Raw genomic sequence first — 15680 nt, 5'->3', positions numbered from 1 at the left:
ATATTTTTGTGATTATTTATAATGCTCTTCTGTAGTTTTCGCAACAGGCTCATCTTTCTTTTGCAGATCGATGCTGCCGCTGTGTTCATGTTCAATAGCCGGCTGTTCTACTTCCTTATGCTCATAAGTTTCAGGTGCCTCCGGGTTATGAATCTCAGTCTCTTCAATAGCATCTGTTGCGGCGTGGCCTTCATAAGCCGGCAATGCACCTGCAACAGGTTCGTATGAATTTACCTTTTGCTCTTCCTCTGATGTCTTGATTTCGGTCTTTTTATCCTCATAATTATTTATCTGGTTGTTTATCTCGCGCTTAACATCCTCGGATGCATCCTTAAAATCACGGATACCTTTACCCAACCCACGTGCCAGCTCAGGCAGCTTTTCGCCACCGAACAACATCAGCGCGGCAAACACGATCAGGATCATTTCGCCACCACCTATATTTAAAAATAAAAAAACTGTACCTAACATTCCGGTGTTTATTAAAGTTACAAATATATACAATTACAACGCTATAAAGTTCTACTAATTGTCTGCCAGCCAAAGCTTAGGATTGACAGGCGCAGAACCCTTATATAAGCAAAAAATCACTTCGGCCTCGCCGCTGCCGGGGTCTGTGGCTACGGTGCCAATACTTTGCTTAGTACTTACCTTTTGCCCCTTAGCCACATTGACAGATTTCAAGTTAGAGTATGCTGTAAAATACTCTCCATGTTTAATAATAACCAGGTAAGTACCACTCACATCAACCAGCTTGGTTACCTCACCCTCGAACACAGCCCTCACGGCAGCCCCTGCACCGGTCCTTATCTCATAGCCCGGGTTATCATTACGAATTCCCTCGCTATCGGTATAAGTACCAAAACCATGCACCAGCTGGCCATTAGCCACGGGCCACGGTAAACGACCACGGTTACCTAAAAAGTCGTTAGACAACTTGGTAGCCTCGGGTGTTGCATTCAGCACCTCGCTGTTAGTTGATGACTTGTTGATCGCCTTTTTAACAGGGGGGGCAACATCGCGGTTCTCGGCCTTAGCTTTAGCGGCTGCAATTTTCGCCGCTGCCGCTGCCTTTGCCTCGGCCTCGCGCCGTGCATCTTCAATTTCTTTACGGATGGCAATATCTATCTGCCTGCGGGCTTGTGCTATTCGTTTTTGCACATCCCTTTGCTGTTGCTTTAACTCGCCCTGGTGTTTAGACAGGTCAACTATTACTTTTACCTGGTTGTTTTTTTCTTTACCAAGTGTTTCTTTTTCCTTCTCCTGCTCAGTTAGCAGGTTATTCTTTTGCTTTTTATCTTTATCTAACTCAACTATCTTAATGTTGAGGTCCTTTTGCGTACCCTGGATGTATCCCGCCTGCCGCTCCCTGTAAGTGCCAAATTGCTGCAGGTATTTTAACCGCCTGTAAGCCTGGTTAAAATCTTTAGCTGCAAAAATAAACATCAGTTTATTATAAGCACTTTGATTACGATAGGCAAACAACACCATCCCGGCGTATTCTTTTTTAAGCTGGTCTAACTGGCTTTGTAATGTACGTACGGTATTATTGCTCTGTGAGATTTGATTATCTAAGTTTCTTACTTCGGAGTTGATGTTAACTATCTTTTCTTCGCGCAGGTTTATTTGCGCCTTTAAAATGTTAAGCTGTTTTAATGAAACCTTTTTATTACTGGCCGTTTCCTGATATTCGCGATTAAGCTGCTCCAACTCGTCTGAAAGCTTATCGCGCCTGCGTTTTAACTCCGAGCTGCTTTGCGCAAACGCGCCTGTAGCTGCCAAAACGAAGGAAAGAAAGAGGACTGTTCTAAAAAATTTCATCCATCAAAAATATAATTTTTTAATTAGCGGGCTCGTAACTTTTTGGGATACTGAATGGATATTCTAACGGGAGGTCAAAATCGGCCCGGGTGTAACGCAAATTGGCCTGTATTTTATTGCTGCCTGCGGTAGATAAAATATCAACCTGCGATGGGATAACCCTGTTTGTGGCTTGTATGAAAACACTGTTGGCTACCTGTAGTGACTGCCTTGCAGCGGTGTTTGAGAGGTTAGTTTGGGTAACCTTTAAATCGGCACCTAATAATAATTTATACATCAGGCCTTGCAACTGGCCGCTAACAGCGGTGTTGTTACCCTCTGGATTGAAGGCTGCACCCTCATTCAACAACTCGCCTATGGCATTACCAACCAGTAACGATTGGATGGTTTTGAAGTTAACCTGCTTACTGGCGTAGCCATACACATAACTAAAAGGCTTTTTCAGATAAACACTTTGCAGGCGGTTTACTACCAGCAAACTATCAGGCGTGATTTGCGCACGGGCCACCTCGATACCGGCAATGGCGGTGATAGAGATCCAGATCTTTTGATCGCGCGCTATGCGAATGTTTAGCGTTACGTCATTATCATCGCCGTTCACCACTAATTTGGCTTTGGCCTTGCCAGAGAAGGTATTGAAGGTAACTTGTTTGGAACGAATGGCGGCTATCTTAACCGCTTTGTCATCGGTTTTTACAACCGAGGCTGAATCTGCAACCGGCCGTTTCACCACGACCAGTTTTTTGGTTGAACAACTTGCTGCGATAAGCAACAGGCAAACAAACCCTATTTTATTCCATATATTTCTTTTCATTTATTTTTCGTTCTAAAACCGGCGATGCACCACCTTGTGCTTTTGCCTTTGTCCATTGCTGTACGGCAGCATCGGTATTGCCCATTAAATACATGATATCGCCATAATGCTCGGTTTTACCCGCGCTGCCGCCTTTATCATGTATGAGCGCTTTTTCTATCCAAAGTTTAGCATCGGCGTAATTCTTTTGTTTGAAAAGTATCCATGCGTAGGTATCCTCAAATGATGCGGTATTCGGCACCAATTCGTTACTATGCTTTGACATTTGCGCCGCCTTTACCAGTTGCTCGTTCCTTAACGACAAATAATAAGCGTAATTGTTGAGCGTAAAAGCGTTATCGGGATTATAAGTGATTGCCTTATCATACGCCGCATCAGAATTTTTATTGTCGCTGATGCCATGATAGCAATCGCCCAGGGCAGAATATGCCTGCGAAAGCAGATCCTTGTCGGCCAATTCTAACGACACCGCATTCTTAAAATAGCTTATCGCCTTATTATTATCTTTTTTTTGCTGCCAGGCAACACCTACTAAATAATTCATCCAAGCCTGGTTAGGGAAAAAGGATAGCGCATTCTCGCCATCTTTTACAGCGGCGTTATAATCGTTATCACTCAGTTCTATCCTTACCAATTGCTCATGCACAATATAGGCCTGGCTATTTAGTCCGATCGATTTTTTGTAGGCTTCCTTTGCCTCCTTATATTTTTCGTTCTGTAAAAGCATATCGCCATAAATGGCAAAGGCCTTGTTATCTGCAGGGTGGGCTTGCGTTATAATTTTGCTTAATGCCAGGGCACTTGCTTTGGCGTTAGCCTCAGGAAATTGAGGGGCATAACCCATTATGATCCGTATTTTTTGGTCGATATCTACATCGGGGAACGCAAAGGCAATTTCGAGCTCTTTAAAACTGGCGTCGTAATTCTTTTTCTCTCGATACATATCGGCCAGGGCCAAATGCAAGGTACCGTTATTGGGGTCTAACTTTTTAGCGCGCTCCAACACAGCTGTAGCTTTATCATTTAAATTGTTAGAGTTATAAATATCGGCCAGCATCAGGTAATATCTTAACTGATTGGGGTTAGCGGCTATCGCTTTTTCCAAATTTGCTGCAGCGTTCTTGATATCACCCTGTTTCAGGTATATTTTTTGGCGATTGGTAAGCAGGTCATCATTCGGGCCGGCCAATTCCTCTGCCTGGTCATATAATTTTAGGGCCTCGTTATACTTTTGCTGAATGGCAAAGGCATTGGCTTTATCGTAGTAATAATCGGGCTTACCGGGGTTAAGGCGTATCAGCTGGTTAAAAACGTTCTCTAATTTATCAACCTCATTAGTCTTCTCGTAATTATCGGCCAGTGCCGCCCAGTACCATTCGTTGTTGGGGTTAATGGTTACTGCCCGTTCCAGCAATGTGCGGGATAATTTCGGGTTGTTTTGCCCCCGCTCCAGGTTGGCCAGTTCAAACATGGTGGCATCATTGGAGGGGTCTATCTGCAAAACACGGTTAAAATATTCTGAAGCCAGTTTATAGTTCTCGATAGTTTTTTCGCGCAGGGCCGAAAAGTAGAGTTGCCTTACCAGCCCGCTATCGGCATTGGTAAGCGGTTTGGCCGCATTGGTATCTTTACCGGCTTTGCTTTGCGCTAAACCGGCCACAGACAGCCCTAAACCTAAAATGGTGAGCAGGGTGCTTTTTGATCGGTTTATGCGTCTTATATTCATCTGCTAAATATAGCTTTTAGTTCTTTTCGTTCGTTATACAACGCCCCAAGTCCAAATATTATTAGCAACCCATTGCCTATAAATATATTGCGCTTAAACACGCTGAACGATAAGTAAACGAGCACAACCGATATAATGATATAAGCCAGGTTCTTTTTAATGTTATAAGGGATAGGATAATTTTTTTGCCCCCAAATGTATGACATGATCATCATACTGGCATAAGCGATGAGCGAGATCCAAGCCGAAGCCATGTAGCTGTATTTAGGGATGAAGATAACGTTAAGTATTATGGTTACAACAGCTCCTATCCCGGAGATATATAAGCCATATTTTGTTTGATCGGACAATTTATACCAAATTGATAAATTGCTGTATACTCCCAAACATACATAACCTAAAAGTAGCGGAGGCACTACGCCTAAACCCACCCAGTAATCCTTGTTGTTTACATAATATTTCAGTACCTGGATATTTGCTACTACAGCAACAAACATTACGCACATCGTTATCACAAAATAATCCATAATACGGGCATAAGTTGTACCTGCATTTTTATTTTTTGCGTGACTAAAAAAGAATGGCTCGGCCCCCATCCTGAATGCCTGATTAAACAAACTTAAAAAAACAGAAATTCGGGCACATGCCGAATAAATACCTACTTCATGCTCGCTTATATTATCCGGTAAAAGTTTGCCCAACAATATTTTATCAAAGTTCTCATTAATTATGTACGATAACCCTGCAACCATAACCGGCCAGCTGTATGTCATCATATTTTTAAACATAGCCTTATCAAAGCTTAGTTCAACCTTTAAAAGTTCGGGCAATAACAAAATTAAAGTGATGAGGCTCGCAATCAAATTCGATAAAAAAACATATCCTACCCACCCTTTAACAAACCAATGCCCAAGCCATTCTGAACCGGACATATGATGTTTAATGGTGTAAGGCAGCCCCCAGATGAACACCAGGTTTAGCGTTACCATCACAACTATGTTGATGAGTTTAATCGTACCGTATTTTATCGGCCGGCCATCTGCACGCAACCTTGCAAAGGGAATGGCACACCAGGCATCCAACACCAGTATACCTATAAAATAACGGATGTACTGTTCAAACTCCGCCTGTGATGTACCCTTCCCAATTTTTATAAACCCGGCAATGCCATGCGTGAATGGGATAGTAAACAGCAGAAAGATAACGCTTACTATAAAAACAGCCCAAAAACTATTATTATAAACCTTCTTTTTATCGTCTGGATATTTATTAAGGTAACGGAAAAAGGTTGTTTCCATGCCGAAAGCCAAAAGCGCCTGCAAAACTGCCGCGTAGCTAAACATAGTGCTAAAAACACTATATACTGCCGGATTATATGCCTTGGTGTAGAGGGGCGTAAGTAACGAGCTTAGTAATCGCTGAACTATTGTAGTTAAACCATATATAGCTGTTTGCCCGGCGAATTTTTTAGCGGTTGACAATTAAAAGAAAGTTAGGTGTACTTATAAAGTCTTTTTTATAACCTCAAAATTACAATAGTTTTTTAATTCGCCCTCATGGGTTTCTATACCGGTTACTACGGCGTGCTCGGCTCCTTCCTGGCACCACTCTAAAAACATTTCCATAAAGGTATCGTCGGCCTCGGCTTCTATGTAAACATCTCCGTTACTTACGTTTTGTACAAAGCCCCGCACCCCTAACTGATCGGCAACGGCTTTGGCGCCGGCTCTAAAAAACACGCCCTGTACCTTACCCTTTACGGTGATTTTTAAATGTTTTTTCAATTTGAAAATTATTTAATTTTAAAACTTGGTGAATCTGCTTTTTCGGTAAACCATCAACAGCGTCAAATTACCAGCTATTTAATTAAATAAGCAAACGCTTTCAAACTTCCGAACCGGAAAATTAGCTGATTAGATCAGCTTCCTCACTTTACTCTCCGGAGTAAGCTTCAGGTCGTCAAGCCCGGTTATCAGGTTTAAACCGGGGCTTTTATCTACTTCGATGGTGCCTTTGGTATCGGCAATATCCAGAAATTCAGCACCGTTTTTAGTGCCCCACTCCAACAGGGTTTGCAGACTAATAGATGAGAATTTTTGCTGTATAGTTTGCATTTCGCTTAAAATGCTGAGGCCATTGTTTGATGCCAGGCTATCTGTACCTAATGTTATATTAAGGCCCTGGTTAACAAAAAGCTCCACCTTGGGCAGGCGTTTTTCTATGTACACATTAGCGTTGGGGCAAAAGCACCAGTTTATTTTACGGTCAAAACGTTTTATAAAATAAATGTCTTTTAAATTGGTGCAGGTGTTATGTACCATTAATATTTTTTGGCGGTTGCTTAACAGCGGGATGACTGACTGTAAAGAATTACGCGCCTGCGGCCTGAAATAGTCTATATTGATGCCAAAATGCCTGTACATATCAATAAAGCCGCCCAGTTTGTAGCGGTAAAATTTATTTTCGTCCTCACACTCCTGGTTATGGATGCTCAAAAGATTCTTATTACCCCCATCGCTGAAGTGCTTGATCAGCTTAAACAATTCCTTTGATACAGAATAAGGCGCGTGTGCGGTCACTGATACCGATTGCGGCCTGAATTCATCGGCCAGCAGCCCGGCTTTTTCAAAAAGCTCGTCGGCACGGTCCGGTAAAAAGCCAAATATCTCTACAAATGTATGATAGTAAAGCTTGCTCTTTTCTTTCATAGCCACCGTAAGGTTACTGTTAGCTGTATCTGCAACGGCAACAATACCGTTGTCGTACATTTGCTGGTCTGCCCTTTGGGCGGCGTCCAGCATTTCGGCCTTGTCAATGTTCCTGAAAGTTTGTATATCTTGTATAAAGCTAATTAACCCGCCACCGGGTTTAACTTTGTCTTTAAGATGTGAAAGCTCAGTGTGGCAATGTGTGTTGATAAAACCCGGTGCAATGATGCCGCTCAGGGTTTCTGTGGGAAAGTTAACATGATCTGGGTGGGGAGTTGCTGCTACCGCGATAATCTTTCCCGAATCATCAACGGTTACTATTCCATTCTTAATCGGATCGGCATAAACAGGGAAAACGTAATCGGCTTTAAAACTTTTCATCAAATATAACTTAGTATCTTCTAAAAATCCTGTTATGGCCCCCCTACTTAAAACAACACAACAATTAACTTTTAGTTATTGTTTTAATGTTATAAATGAATGACTTTTAATAGGCAACGAATTTTTTAAAATTAAGTACTTTTGCATTGTGATTGACAAAAAAGGTAAAATAGATATCAGAAGCCTTAGCCTTGATGCTATGCAACAGCACTTTATCGTAATGGACGAGAAGGGCTTTCGCGCAAAACAGGTTTACGAGTGGCTTTGGAAAAAATCTTGTTTATCCTTTGATGAAATGAGCAATATTTCAAAAGAACTTCGTACTAAACTCAACGAAAATTTTGTCATTAACAACGTCAAAATAAATACTTCACAGGTTAGTGCTGATAAAACTATAAAAAATTCTTTTATATTACATGATACTCACCTAATTGAAGGCGTTTTAATTCCAACTTCTGAACGGATGACGGCCTGCGTATCATCGCAGGTGGGTTGCAGCCTTACCTGTAAATTTTGCGCCACCGGTTATATGGAGCGTAAACGCAACCTCAACCCCGATGAAATTTATGACCAGGTTGTTTTAATTGATAAGCAAGCGCGCGAAAACTACGGCATCCCCCTTTCAAACATTGTGTACATGGGTATGGGCGAGCCGCTGCTTAACTATGCCAATGTGTTAAAATCTATCGAGCGCATTACGGCTGAAGATGGCTTAAATATGGCTGCTAAACGCATTACGGTATCTACCGCGGGTATTGCAAAAATGATCCGCAAATTGGGCGACGACGAGGTGAGGTTTAACCTTGCCCTGTCATTACATGCCGCTAATGATGAAAAACGAAATACTATAATGCCTATTAACGAGCAAAACTCGTTAGCTGCACTGGCCGATGCCTTAAAATACTACTACGCCAAAACCAAAAATGCAGTAACCTACGAGTACATTATTTTTGACGGTGTGAATGATAATATTCAGGATGCTAAGGAACTGGCCCAGTTTTGCAAGCATCTACCCTGTAAGGTAAATATTATTGAGTACAACCCCATTTCGATGGCGGCCTTTGTTAACGCCGGCGAAGATAAAGTGGAAGCCTTTGCCAACTACCTGCGCAGCCAGGGCGTAAACACCAACCTGCGCCGTAGCCGTGGTAAAGATATTGATGCCGCCTGCGGGCAATTGGCTATTAACGAAAAGAAGAAAGAAGTAACTGCACAAGTATAATTTCTGCTAAATTAGGGCATGCTATTGCTCCGCACTTACCTTGCCGATTTTGTTTCACTGATATTCCCGCAGCTTTGTGTAGCCTGCAGCGAAAACCTGATAGCTAACGAACACCTGCTTTGTACCGGCTGCCTTTACAATTTGCCCCTAACCAATTTTCATTTACAGCCCGATAATATAGTTGCCCGCCAGTTTTGGGGCAAGCTACAGGTCGAAGCGGCTTACTCTCTTTACTACTTTAATAAGGGCGGTAATATCCAAAATATGATGCACCAGTTTAAGTATAATGGGATGCAACGGATAGGCAACCTGCTTGGGAACATTGCGGGGCAACAACTCTTGCAAAACGAAATTTTCAATTCAGCAGATGTGATCATACCCGTGCCGCTGCATAAAAAAAGGCTAAAGGAACGCGGCTATAACCAAAGCGCCAGCTTTGCCGAAGGCCTGGCCGACAAATTAAATGCACGGATTGATCTGGATAACCTGGTGCGTACCGTTGCCACTAAAACACAAACACATAAATCGCGCTTCGCGCGGTTCGAGAATATGAAGGAGGTTTTTTCAATTGCCCGCCCGGAAGATTTGAAGGGTAAGCACATTTTATTGGTGGATGATATTGTCACCACCGGCTCGACCCTGGAGGCCTGCGGGATTGAATTACTAAAAATACCGGGGCTAAAATTAAGTATCGCTACGATTGCCTACGCAGAGTAACTTTTAAAATTGAATCTGGGATCCATCAGTCTAAAAAGAGCATTTTCAAGTTAACATAATGCTTGTGACCACTGACCACTGACCACTGACCACTGACCACTGACCACTGACCACTGACCACTGACCACTGACCACTCACTACTGCTTCTGGTACCTGCTTAGTTTATCAAATAGCACTTTGGGGTCAAATGGTTTTAAGATATAATCATTCATACCGGCTTTTTCTATCTCGCCCATCTGGCTGCCCAACATAGATGCTGTTAAAGCGATAATCGGTAATTTTTGGAAATATGGATCTGTTTTTGTGCGGATCTCCCCGGTTGCTTCGAGCCCACCCATTATGGGCATGTGAATATCCATCAGCACTACATCAAAGTTTTTGTGCTGTTCCAATTTATCAATAGCTTCCTGGCCGTTTTCGGCAAAATCGGCAGTGGCGCCCCATTTTTTTAACACTTTGTTGATCAGTAACCTGTTAATCTGGTTATCGTCAACCACCAGTACATTAATATTTAATCCTGTTTCCACTTTGTTGCTATTGTTAATGGTCTGGTTATCTATCTTTTTTAAGGTAATCGTAAACCAAAATGTCGATCCTTCGCCCGGCACACTATCCACGTTGATGCGCGAATCATGCAGTTCTATCAGGCGTTTACTTATTGCTAAGCCTAACCCGGTACCGCCGTAATTACGGGTTGTATCGGCCTCGGCTTGCTTAAAAGATTCAAATATGGTACTTAATTTGTTTTTTGCAATACCAATTCCTGTGTCAGACACCGCAAATCGTATCCTGACGCTCTTTTTATTGTTCTCTATTACCTTTAAATGGATAGTAACGCCACCCGTTGCAGTAAATTTAACCGAATTACTCACCAAATTTAGTAAAATCTGCGTAAGTCTGGCCCTGTCGCCTAAAACAAAGGCGGGTATACTATCATCAATACTTTGTTTCAGATAAATTTTATGTTCCGCGGCTTTATATTGCATCGATCCGCTGATGCTGTTCACCATATCGCGCAGGTCCAGCCTGGCACTCTCCAGTTCGATATTACCGGTTTCTATTTTGGTAAAATCCAACACATCGTTAATCAAAGTCATCAGGTTCTCTGCCGAAAATTTAAGGATCCCCAGGTTCTCTTTTTGCGATGGTAAAGGGTTATCTTCCAGCAACAGGTGCGACATGCCGATCACCGCATTCAGTGGTGTACGGATCTCGTGGCTCATTACCCCGATAAACATATCTTTGGCACGGCTTAACTGGATAGCTTCTTCGCGGGCGGCAACCAATTGCAGTTCGGCCTTCTTTTTAGCGGTAATGTCAATAATTACTTCGATGTATTTATCTACCTTACCGTCATCTGCCATGATTACCGAATTAATCACCGTGATCCAAAGCGGCTGGCCATCTTTACGGTACATCAGCATATCAACCTCAAATGATTGCTTCTGTGCCGATAGTTCACGTGCTTTGGTTATGATGGCGACATCCGTTAGCTCACCTTTTAAAGAGTCGCCCAGGTGTTTGTCTTTTACATCATCCAAACTAAAGCCCGTGATTTTTTCAAAGGCATCGTTTACCCATTCTACACAGCCGTCACTATTGTTTATCACTACGCCGCTGGTGGTTTTACTGGCCACCAGGGAAAGCATAGTCAGTTGTTCTTCGGTTTTTTTGCGGGCAGTAATATCAACCATCACCGCTATCTGCCGCTCAACACTGCCTTCATCGTTAAACAGCGGGCTGTTTGATATATACACCCAGGTAGTTGCGCCATCTTTCTTATAAATTTTGATCTCTACCTCATACGGCCTGTTTTCCTTTACGGCCTGTAACGCACTTTCAAATACACTGAGGTCGGTTTCTGGGCCAACCAGCATAGTACCAACGGTATGCCCTTTCAACTCATCTAATGAATAGCCGATGATCCCTTCCATGCTCTCATTCATCCAGATGATCTTCCCCTCGCTATCGCGGATCATGATACCGCTTGGCGATTTGCGCGCCGCGAAAGATAAGATCTCTACATCATGCTCGGCACGTTTGCGGGCGGTAATATCGATAATGATACGGATGTATTTTTCTACGGTGCCATCGGCGGCAAATATGACTGAGTTGTTTACCGCTATCCAAATAGGGGCACCGGTTTTGGTGGTCATAGACAGCTCCACCTCGTACGACAGGTTTTTCGCCCGTGCCTCTACCAGTGCCTTTTCTGCCTCTTTATCTTTTGGCTTACCTTTGATCACCTCACCCAGGAACTTACCCTCAGCATCAGTTAAATTGTAGCCGGTGATGGTTTCAAAGGCATTGTTAGTCCAAACCACCTTATCATCGGCATTGCTGATCACTACACCGTTTTTTATCTTGCTGGCAACTAACGATAGTTGCTCGGTTTCTAAGATCAGTCTTTTTTGAAAAGTAATATCCCTGCCGCTGGCATACCATTTGCCTGCACGGTTAACCGCTGTCCAACTGAGCCACTTCACTTCGCCACCACCGGTAATGGTTTGCGTTTCTAACTCGATGGGGGTTTGCGCGGCAATGGCCTTTTCGATAAGCGGAATGTATAATTCGCGGTTTTTGCCCACCACAAAATCCCAAAGCGAAATACCAATCGCCTGGCCGGGCGTATAGCCCAGTATTCCGGTCACGGCATCATTTATCAATTCTATCCTGGAATCCTGGCCGGCTATAAAATGTATTTCGGGCGAGTTGTTGAACAGCGTATAAAATTCCTTGTGTACGGCCAGGCTTTTCTCCAACTCCTTTTTTTGCTTTCGCAAAATCAGGTGCGACATCACCTCGTTGGCCAGGATGCGCATGGCGTCGCGCTGTTCGTCGGTAAGTTCTTTAACCTTTTGGTCGATAACGCACAGGGTGCCTATGCGATGACCATCGGGATCTATAAGGGGTGCACTGGCATAAAACCGCAGGCCAAAATCGCCTTTAACCATCTCACTGTCCTTAAAAACTTCATGCCTGGAGGCATCCGCAATCTCCACTACATTGTCTTGCAGGATAGTGTACTTACAAAAGGAGTCTTCGACAGCGACTTCTTGTATACCCAACCCTAAGCCGGCCTTTACCCACTGCCTTTTATCATCAATAAATGAAATAAAAGCAATAGGCGACTGGCATATATAGGATGCCAGCCGCGTAATAGCATCATACTCCTTCTCCGGTAAGGTATCCATGATACCGTATGAGTCGAGTGCCGCCAGGCGGTCCTGCTCATTACCTGAAAGAGGATGCTGTTCTGCCATTTTTAATCTAAATGCTTATCTCGGTACAGTGGATGGTCTTCCATCATTTTGTGCACCTTTTTACGTACCTTTTTCAAAGTAGTTTCATTTTCTGGGTCCATCAGCACCATGTCTATCAATTCAACAATGGTTTCCATGTGCTTTTCCTTTAAACCACGGGTGGTAATTGCGGCGGTACCCAAACGGATACCCGATGTAACAAATGGCGATTTATCGTCATAAGGTACCATGTTTTTGTTTGCCGTAATATCGGCAGAAACGAGGGCATTCTCGGCAGCTTTACCGGTAATATTTTTATTGCGCAGATCTATCAGCATCAGGTGGTTGTCTGTACCGCCCGATATGATATTATAGCCCAATTTTACAAACGCGTCGGCCATTGCGGCAGCGTTCAATTTTACCTGTAAAATGTACTTCATGTACCCGTCAGACAGGGCCTCGCCGAAGGCAATTGCCTTAGCAGCAATAATATGCTCTAACGGCCCGCCCTGCGTACCCGGGAATACAGCCATATCTAATAATGACGACATCATGCGCACTTCGCCCTTTGGCGTTTTTAAACCGAAAGGGTTAGGGAAATCTTTACCTAACAAGATAAGCCCGCCGCGTGGGCCGCGTAATGTTTTATGGGTAGTGGTGGTAACAATATGTACATGCGGAAGCGGATCTTTTAACAAGCCACGCGCTATCATCCCCGCCGGGTGTGAAATATCTGCCAGCACCAGTGCGCCAACCTTATCGGCCACCGCACGGATGAATTCATAATCCCAATCGCGCGAGTAGGCCGAAGCACCGCAGATGATCAGTTTTGGTTTTTGCTCCAGGGCAACCCGTTCCAGTTGCTCGTAATCGATCAAACCGGTTTCTTTTACCACACCGTAAAAGTGCGGGTCATACAATTTACCTGAAAAGTTAACCGATGCACCGTGGGTTAAGTGCCCGCCATGCGAAAGATCGAACCCTAATATTTTATCGCCGGGCTGTAAAACGGCCAGCATTACCGCTGCGTTGGCCTGTGCGCCAGAGTGCGGCTGCACGTTAGCCCACTCAGCATTAAAAAGCTGTTTAGCACGTTCAATGGCAATGGTCTCAATTTCATCAACCACCTCGCAACCGCCATAGTAGCGTTTGCCCGGTAAGCCTTCGGCATATTTGTTAGTTGCAACAGAACCCGCAGCTTCCATAACCTGCTTGCTCACAAAGTTTTCAGACGCTATCAGCTCAATGCCTTCTTCCTGGCGAAGCTGTTCTTCATCTAACAGTTTGAATATTAATTTGTCTCTTTTCATTGTTGTGTGTAATGCGCGCTAAGTTAGCTATAATATTAGATTTGAGTTAAGTGTATTGAGATTTGAGACAAAAACAATATCGGACTAAATACAGATAATTGCGGTTAAGGATTGAGGGAGACAACTGTTAGGTTGCTAAAGATCAATTATGCTGCCGCCGCATTGATAAAATCATGTCTCACGCAAAGACGCTAAGACGCTAAGGCCATCCAAACTTTGCGCCTTAGCGTGAAATATAATCCTCAATGCCTTAGCGTGAAGTCTATTCTACCGCTGTCGCAAGCGTCCACGGCTTGTGGCCAAATTTTCGAAATTTAAGATTTGTAAATGAAAGAAGATGCTAAAATGGCTACCTTACGTGACTGCCACAATCGAGGACGCATGCGGTAGCGGTGTACATTTTGTGCACATAAGTCCCGGTCAACTCACGCCGCAAGTACAATTTATCAACGCTTTATATGGTACGTAGAAAGAAAACAACGGTAAAATTTATAATTATTTTGGCTTTGCTATTTCTATCGTTTTATGGGTGTCATCCTTTACAAAGTAGTTTACCTGGAGTTTATATTTCCAATGAAAAAAACGTTGTGGACAGTGTGTTTTTATATAATAACTTCCAATATATTCATAAAGTCGTCGTGCGAGATAGCCTTAAAACACAAAAAGGACGTTGGGAATATTCTTATGGGACTATTCAACTTCATGATTTCAAAACTTTTATGCATAATCTGCCTATAGATTCTTCGATAAGAAGCTCGGATGTGGATATTTCTTTTAAAGGAGTTATTGAGATAGAGATTAACAGCGATAGCGATATTAATTACGTAAAGGTCAAATAACTATACTATCATTGGGGAGTATTACCCCGGCGCAAGCCAATAATTGATTTTTACTAAACTTTTAACTTCGTGTGCGCCACAAGCCGAAGACGCTTACGGAGCGGCGAACGGAAAACTTTAGCCATTAGCTTTCAGCTTTCTCCCCCCGCGGCGCTATCCAAAAATTATTAAAGCCCAGGCCAATGGTAATGTCTATCAGCTCTTGCTGCAGCATCTCCAGCACGGCTAAAAAATTATAAACAAAGTGCACGCGGTTTTCTGAATTGCCTTTTATGCTGCTAAAATCAAGCTTGCTGTTTATCCGCAGCAGATCGCTGATAGCGGCTTTTTGTTTTTCAATCGTATATGGGTATTGGGTAACTGTGTGTGTAACTTCTTCGGTGCGGGTTAAAAACTGGCGCATCAAACGGCTGTAAACCGTCATCAATTTAAACAGGTTAATGTCAGATAATTCTTCGCCCGGTACGGCAACTTTCTCTACCTGCTCCAGGTCGGCCTTGATATTGCCACGTTTTTCCTGCTTAAAACGCTCCTCTTCAAAGGGGCGCAGTTCATCGCACAGTTCTTTAAATTTCTTGTATTCTATCAACTTACGGATCAAGCCCTCCTTCGTATCCATCTCGTTCTCTTCCTCGCCGGTTTGATGGCGCGGCAGCAGCATCTTGGCCTTGATACGCATCAAGGTGGCGGCTACAAAAATAAACTCGCTGGCCAGCTCCATATTCAGCACCGTCATCTGGTGGATATAGGTCAGGAAATCGTTAGTAATGCGGGCAATAGGGATATCATGAATATCCAGCTCGTCGCGTTCTATGAAAAAAAGCAACAGATCAAACGGCCCCTCAAACTGCGGCAACCGTATCGCGAAAGCATCATCTGTCATACTCAAAACTACAGCT

13 protein-coding genes are annotated in these 15680 nt (G+C 43.4%); 3 read left to right on the top strand and 10 right to left on the bottom strand.

The window, feature by feature from the left end; all coding sequences use genetic code 11:
- Nucleotides 1-12: 12 nt before the first annotated feature.
- From IDJ76_RS12785 to IDJ76_RS12755, 7 genes are all read right to left on the bottom strand, one after another.
- The gene (locus tag IDJ76_RS12785; RefSeq protein WP_191163726.1) at nt 13-471 is read right to left on the bottom strand and encodes a Sec-independent protein translocase subunit TatA/TatB; all 459 of its coding nucleotides are present in this window, start codon (nt 469-471) and stop codon (nt 13-15) included.
- Nucleotides 472-525: 54 nt separating this feature from the next.
- On the bottom strand, nt 526-1821 hold the full coding sequence (locus tag IDJ76_RS12780) for a murein hydrolase activator EnvC family protein (protein ID WP_191163725.1): 1296 nt from the start codon (nt 1819-1821) through the stop codon (nt 526-528).
- Nucleotides 1822-1840: 19 nt separating this feature from the next.
- Entirely contained in the window at nt 1841-2635 is a 795-nt protein-coding gene (locus IDJ76_RS12775; RefSeq protein ID WP_191163724.1) for a DUF4292 domain-containing protein, read from the bottom strand.
- Nucleotides 2613-4361 carry a tetratricopeptide repeat protein gene (locus IDJ76_RS12770; RefSeq protein ID WP_191163723.1) on the bottom strand — a complete coding sequence of 583 codons (1749 nt, stop codon included), beginning with the start codon at nt 4359-4361 and terminating at the stop codon, nt 2613-2615. Before IDJ76_RS12770 ends, IDJ76_RS12775 begins: the two co-directional genes overlap by 23 nt.
- Complete coding sequence (locus IDJ76_RS12765) at nt 4358-5842, bottom strand: oligosaccharide flippase family protein (protein WP_191163722.1); 1485 nt, start codon at nt 5840-5842, stop codon at nt 4358-4360. Before IDJ76_RS12765 ends, IDJ76_RS12770 begins: the two co-directional genes overlap by 4 nt.
- A gap of 21 nt (nt 5843-5863) precedes the next feature.
- Nucleotides 5864-6145 (bottom strand): acylphosphatase, encoded by a 282-nt coding sequence (locus IDJ76_RS12760; RefSeq protein ID WP_191163721.1) that lies wholly within the window; start codon nt 6143-6145, stop codon nt 5864-5866.
- A gap of 129 nt (nt 6146-6274) precedes the next feature.
- Nucleotides 6275-7450, bottom strand: a complete 1176-nt coding sequence (locus IDJ76_RS12755) for an amidohydrolase family protein (RefSeq protein WP_191163720.1) — start codon at nt 7448-7450, stop codon at nt 6275-6277.
- A gap of 148 nt (nt 7451-7598) precedes the next feature.
- On the opposite strand from IDJ76_RS12755, the gene rlmN reads away from it, so the two are divergent.
- Together rlmN and IDJ76_RS12745 are read left to right on the top strand one after the other, a co-directional pair.
- Nucleotides 7599-8672: a 23S rRNA (adenine(2503)-C(2))-methyltransferase RlmN gene (gene rlmN, locus IDJ76_RS12750; protein ID WP_394367926.1), complete on the top strand. Its 1074-nt coding sequence runs from the start codon at nt 7599-7601 to the stop codon at nt 8670-8672.
- Between the two features lie 18 nt (nt 8673-8690).
- Entirely contained in the window at nt 8691-9389 is a 699-nt protein-coding gene (locus IDJ76_RS12745) for a ComF family protein (protein WP_191163719.1), read from the top strand.
- A gap of 138 nt (nt 9390-9527) precedes the next feature.
- Here IDJ76_RS12745 and IDJ76_RS12740 read toward each other — a convergent pair whose 3' ends face one another.
- Both IDJ76_RS12740 and glyA read right to left on the bottom strand, forming a co-directional pair.
- On the bottom strand, nt 9528-12653 hold the full coding sequence (locus IDJ76_RS12740; protein WP_191163718.1) for a PAS domain-containing protein: 3126 nt from the start codon (nt 12651-12653) through the stop codon (nt 9528-9530).
- Nucleotides 12654-12655: 2 nt separating this feature from the next.
- Nucleotides 12656-13942 carry a serine hydroxymethyltransferase gene (glyA, locus tag IDJ76_RS12735; protein ID WP_191163717.1) on the bottom strand — a complete coding sequence of 429 codons (1287 nt, stop codon included), beginning with the start codon at nt 13940-13942 and terminating at the stop codon, nt 12656-12658.
- A 458-nt stretch (nt 13943-14400) separates the two neighbouring features.
- Between glyA and IDJ76_RS12730 the strand changes: the two genes are divergently transcribed.
- Complete coding sequence (locus IDJ76_RS12730; RefSeq protein ID WP_191163716.1) at nt 14401-14781, top strand: hypothetical protein; 381 nt, start codon at nt 14401-14403, stop codon at nt 14779-14781.
- Nucleotides 14782-14905: 124 nt separating this feature from the next.
- Here the strand turns inward: IDJ76_RS12730 and IDJ76_RS12725 are convergent, their stop codons facing one another.
- Entirely contained in the window at nt 14906-15664 is a 759-nt protein-coding gene (locus IDJ76_RS12725; RefSeq protein ID WP_191163715.1) for a segregation and condensation protein A, read from the bottom strand.
- Nucleotides 15665-15680: the final 16 nt, after the last annotated feature.

This window comes from Mucilaginibacter glaciei (assembly GCF_014773245.1).
Lineage (GTDB): Bacteria > Bacteroidota > Bacteroidia > Sphingobacteriales > Sphingobacteriaceae > Mucilaginibacter > Mucilaginibacter glaciei.
Note: the sequence above shows the minus strand (reverse complement) of the source record. Positions and strands in the feature narration are given on the sequence as shown.

Excerpts from the sequence above, each read along its gene's own strand:
- IDJ76_RS12785 (WP_191163726.1), bottom strand. The coding sequence starts at position 471 with ATGTTAGGTACAGTTTTTTTATTTTTAAATATAGGTGGTGGCGAAATG.
- IDJ76_RS12780 (WP_191163725.1), bottom strand. The coding sequence starts at position 1,821 with ATGAAATTTTTTAGAACAGTCCTCTTTCTTTCCTTCGTTTTGGCAGCT.
- IDJ76_RS12775 (WP_191163724.1), bottom strand. The coding sequence starts at position 2,635 with ATGAAAAGAAATATATGGAATAAAATAGGGTTTGTTTGCCTGTTGCTT.
- IDJ76_RS12770 (WP_191163723.1), bottom strand. The coding sequence starts at position 4,361 with ATGAATATAAGACGCATAAACCGATCAAAAAGCACCCTGCTCACCATT.
- IDJ76_RS12755 (WP_191163720.1), bottom strand. The coding sequence starts at position 7,450 with ATGAAAAGTTTTAAAGCCGATTACGTTTTCCCTGTTTATGCCGATCCG.
- IDJ76_RS12745 (WP_191163719.1), top strand. The coding sequence starts at position 8,691 with ATGCTATTGCTCCGCACTTACCTTGCCGATTTTGTTTCACTGATATTC.
- IDJ76_RS12740 (WP_191163718.1), bottom strand. The coding sequence starts at position 12,653 with ATGGCAGAACAGCATCCTCTTTCAGGTAATGAGCAGGACCGCCTGGCG.
- glyA (WP_191163717.1), bottom strand. The coding sequence starts at position 13,942 with ATGAAAAGAGACAAATTAATATTCAAACTGTTAGATGAAGAACAGCTT.
- IDJ76_RS12730 (WP_191163716.1), top strand. The coding sequence starts at position 14,401 with ATGGTACGTAGAAAGAAAACAACGGTAAAATTTATAATTATTTTGGCT.
- IDJ76_RS12725 (WP_191163715.1), bottom strand. The coding sequence starts at position 15,664 with ATGACAGATGATGCTTTCGCGATACGGTTGCCGCAGTTTGAGGGGCCG.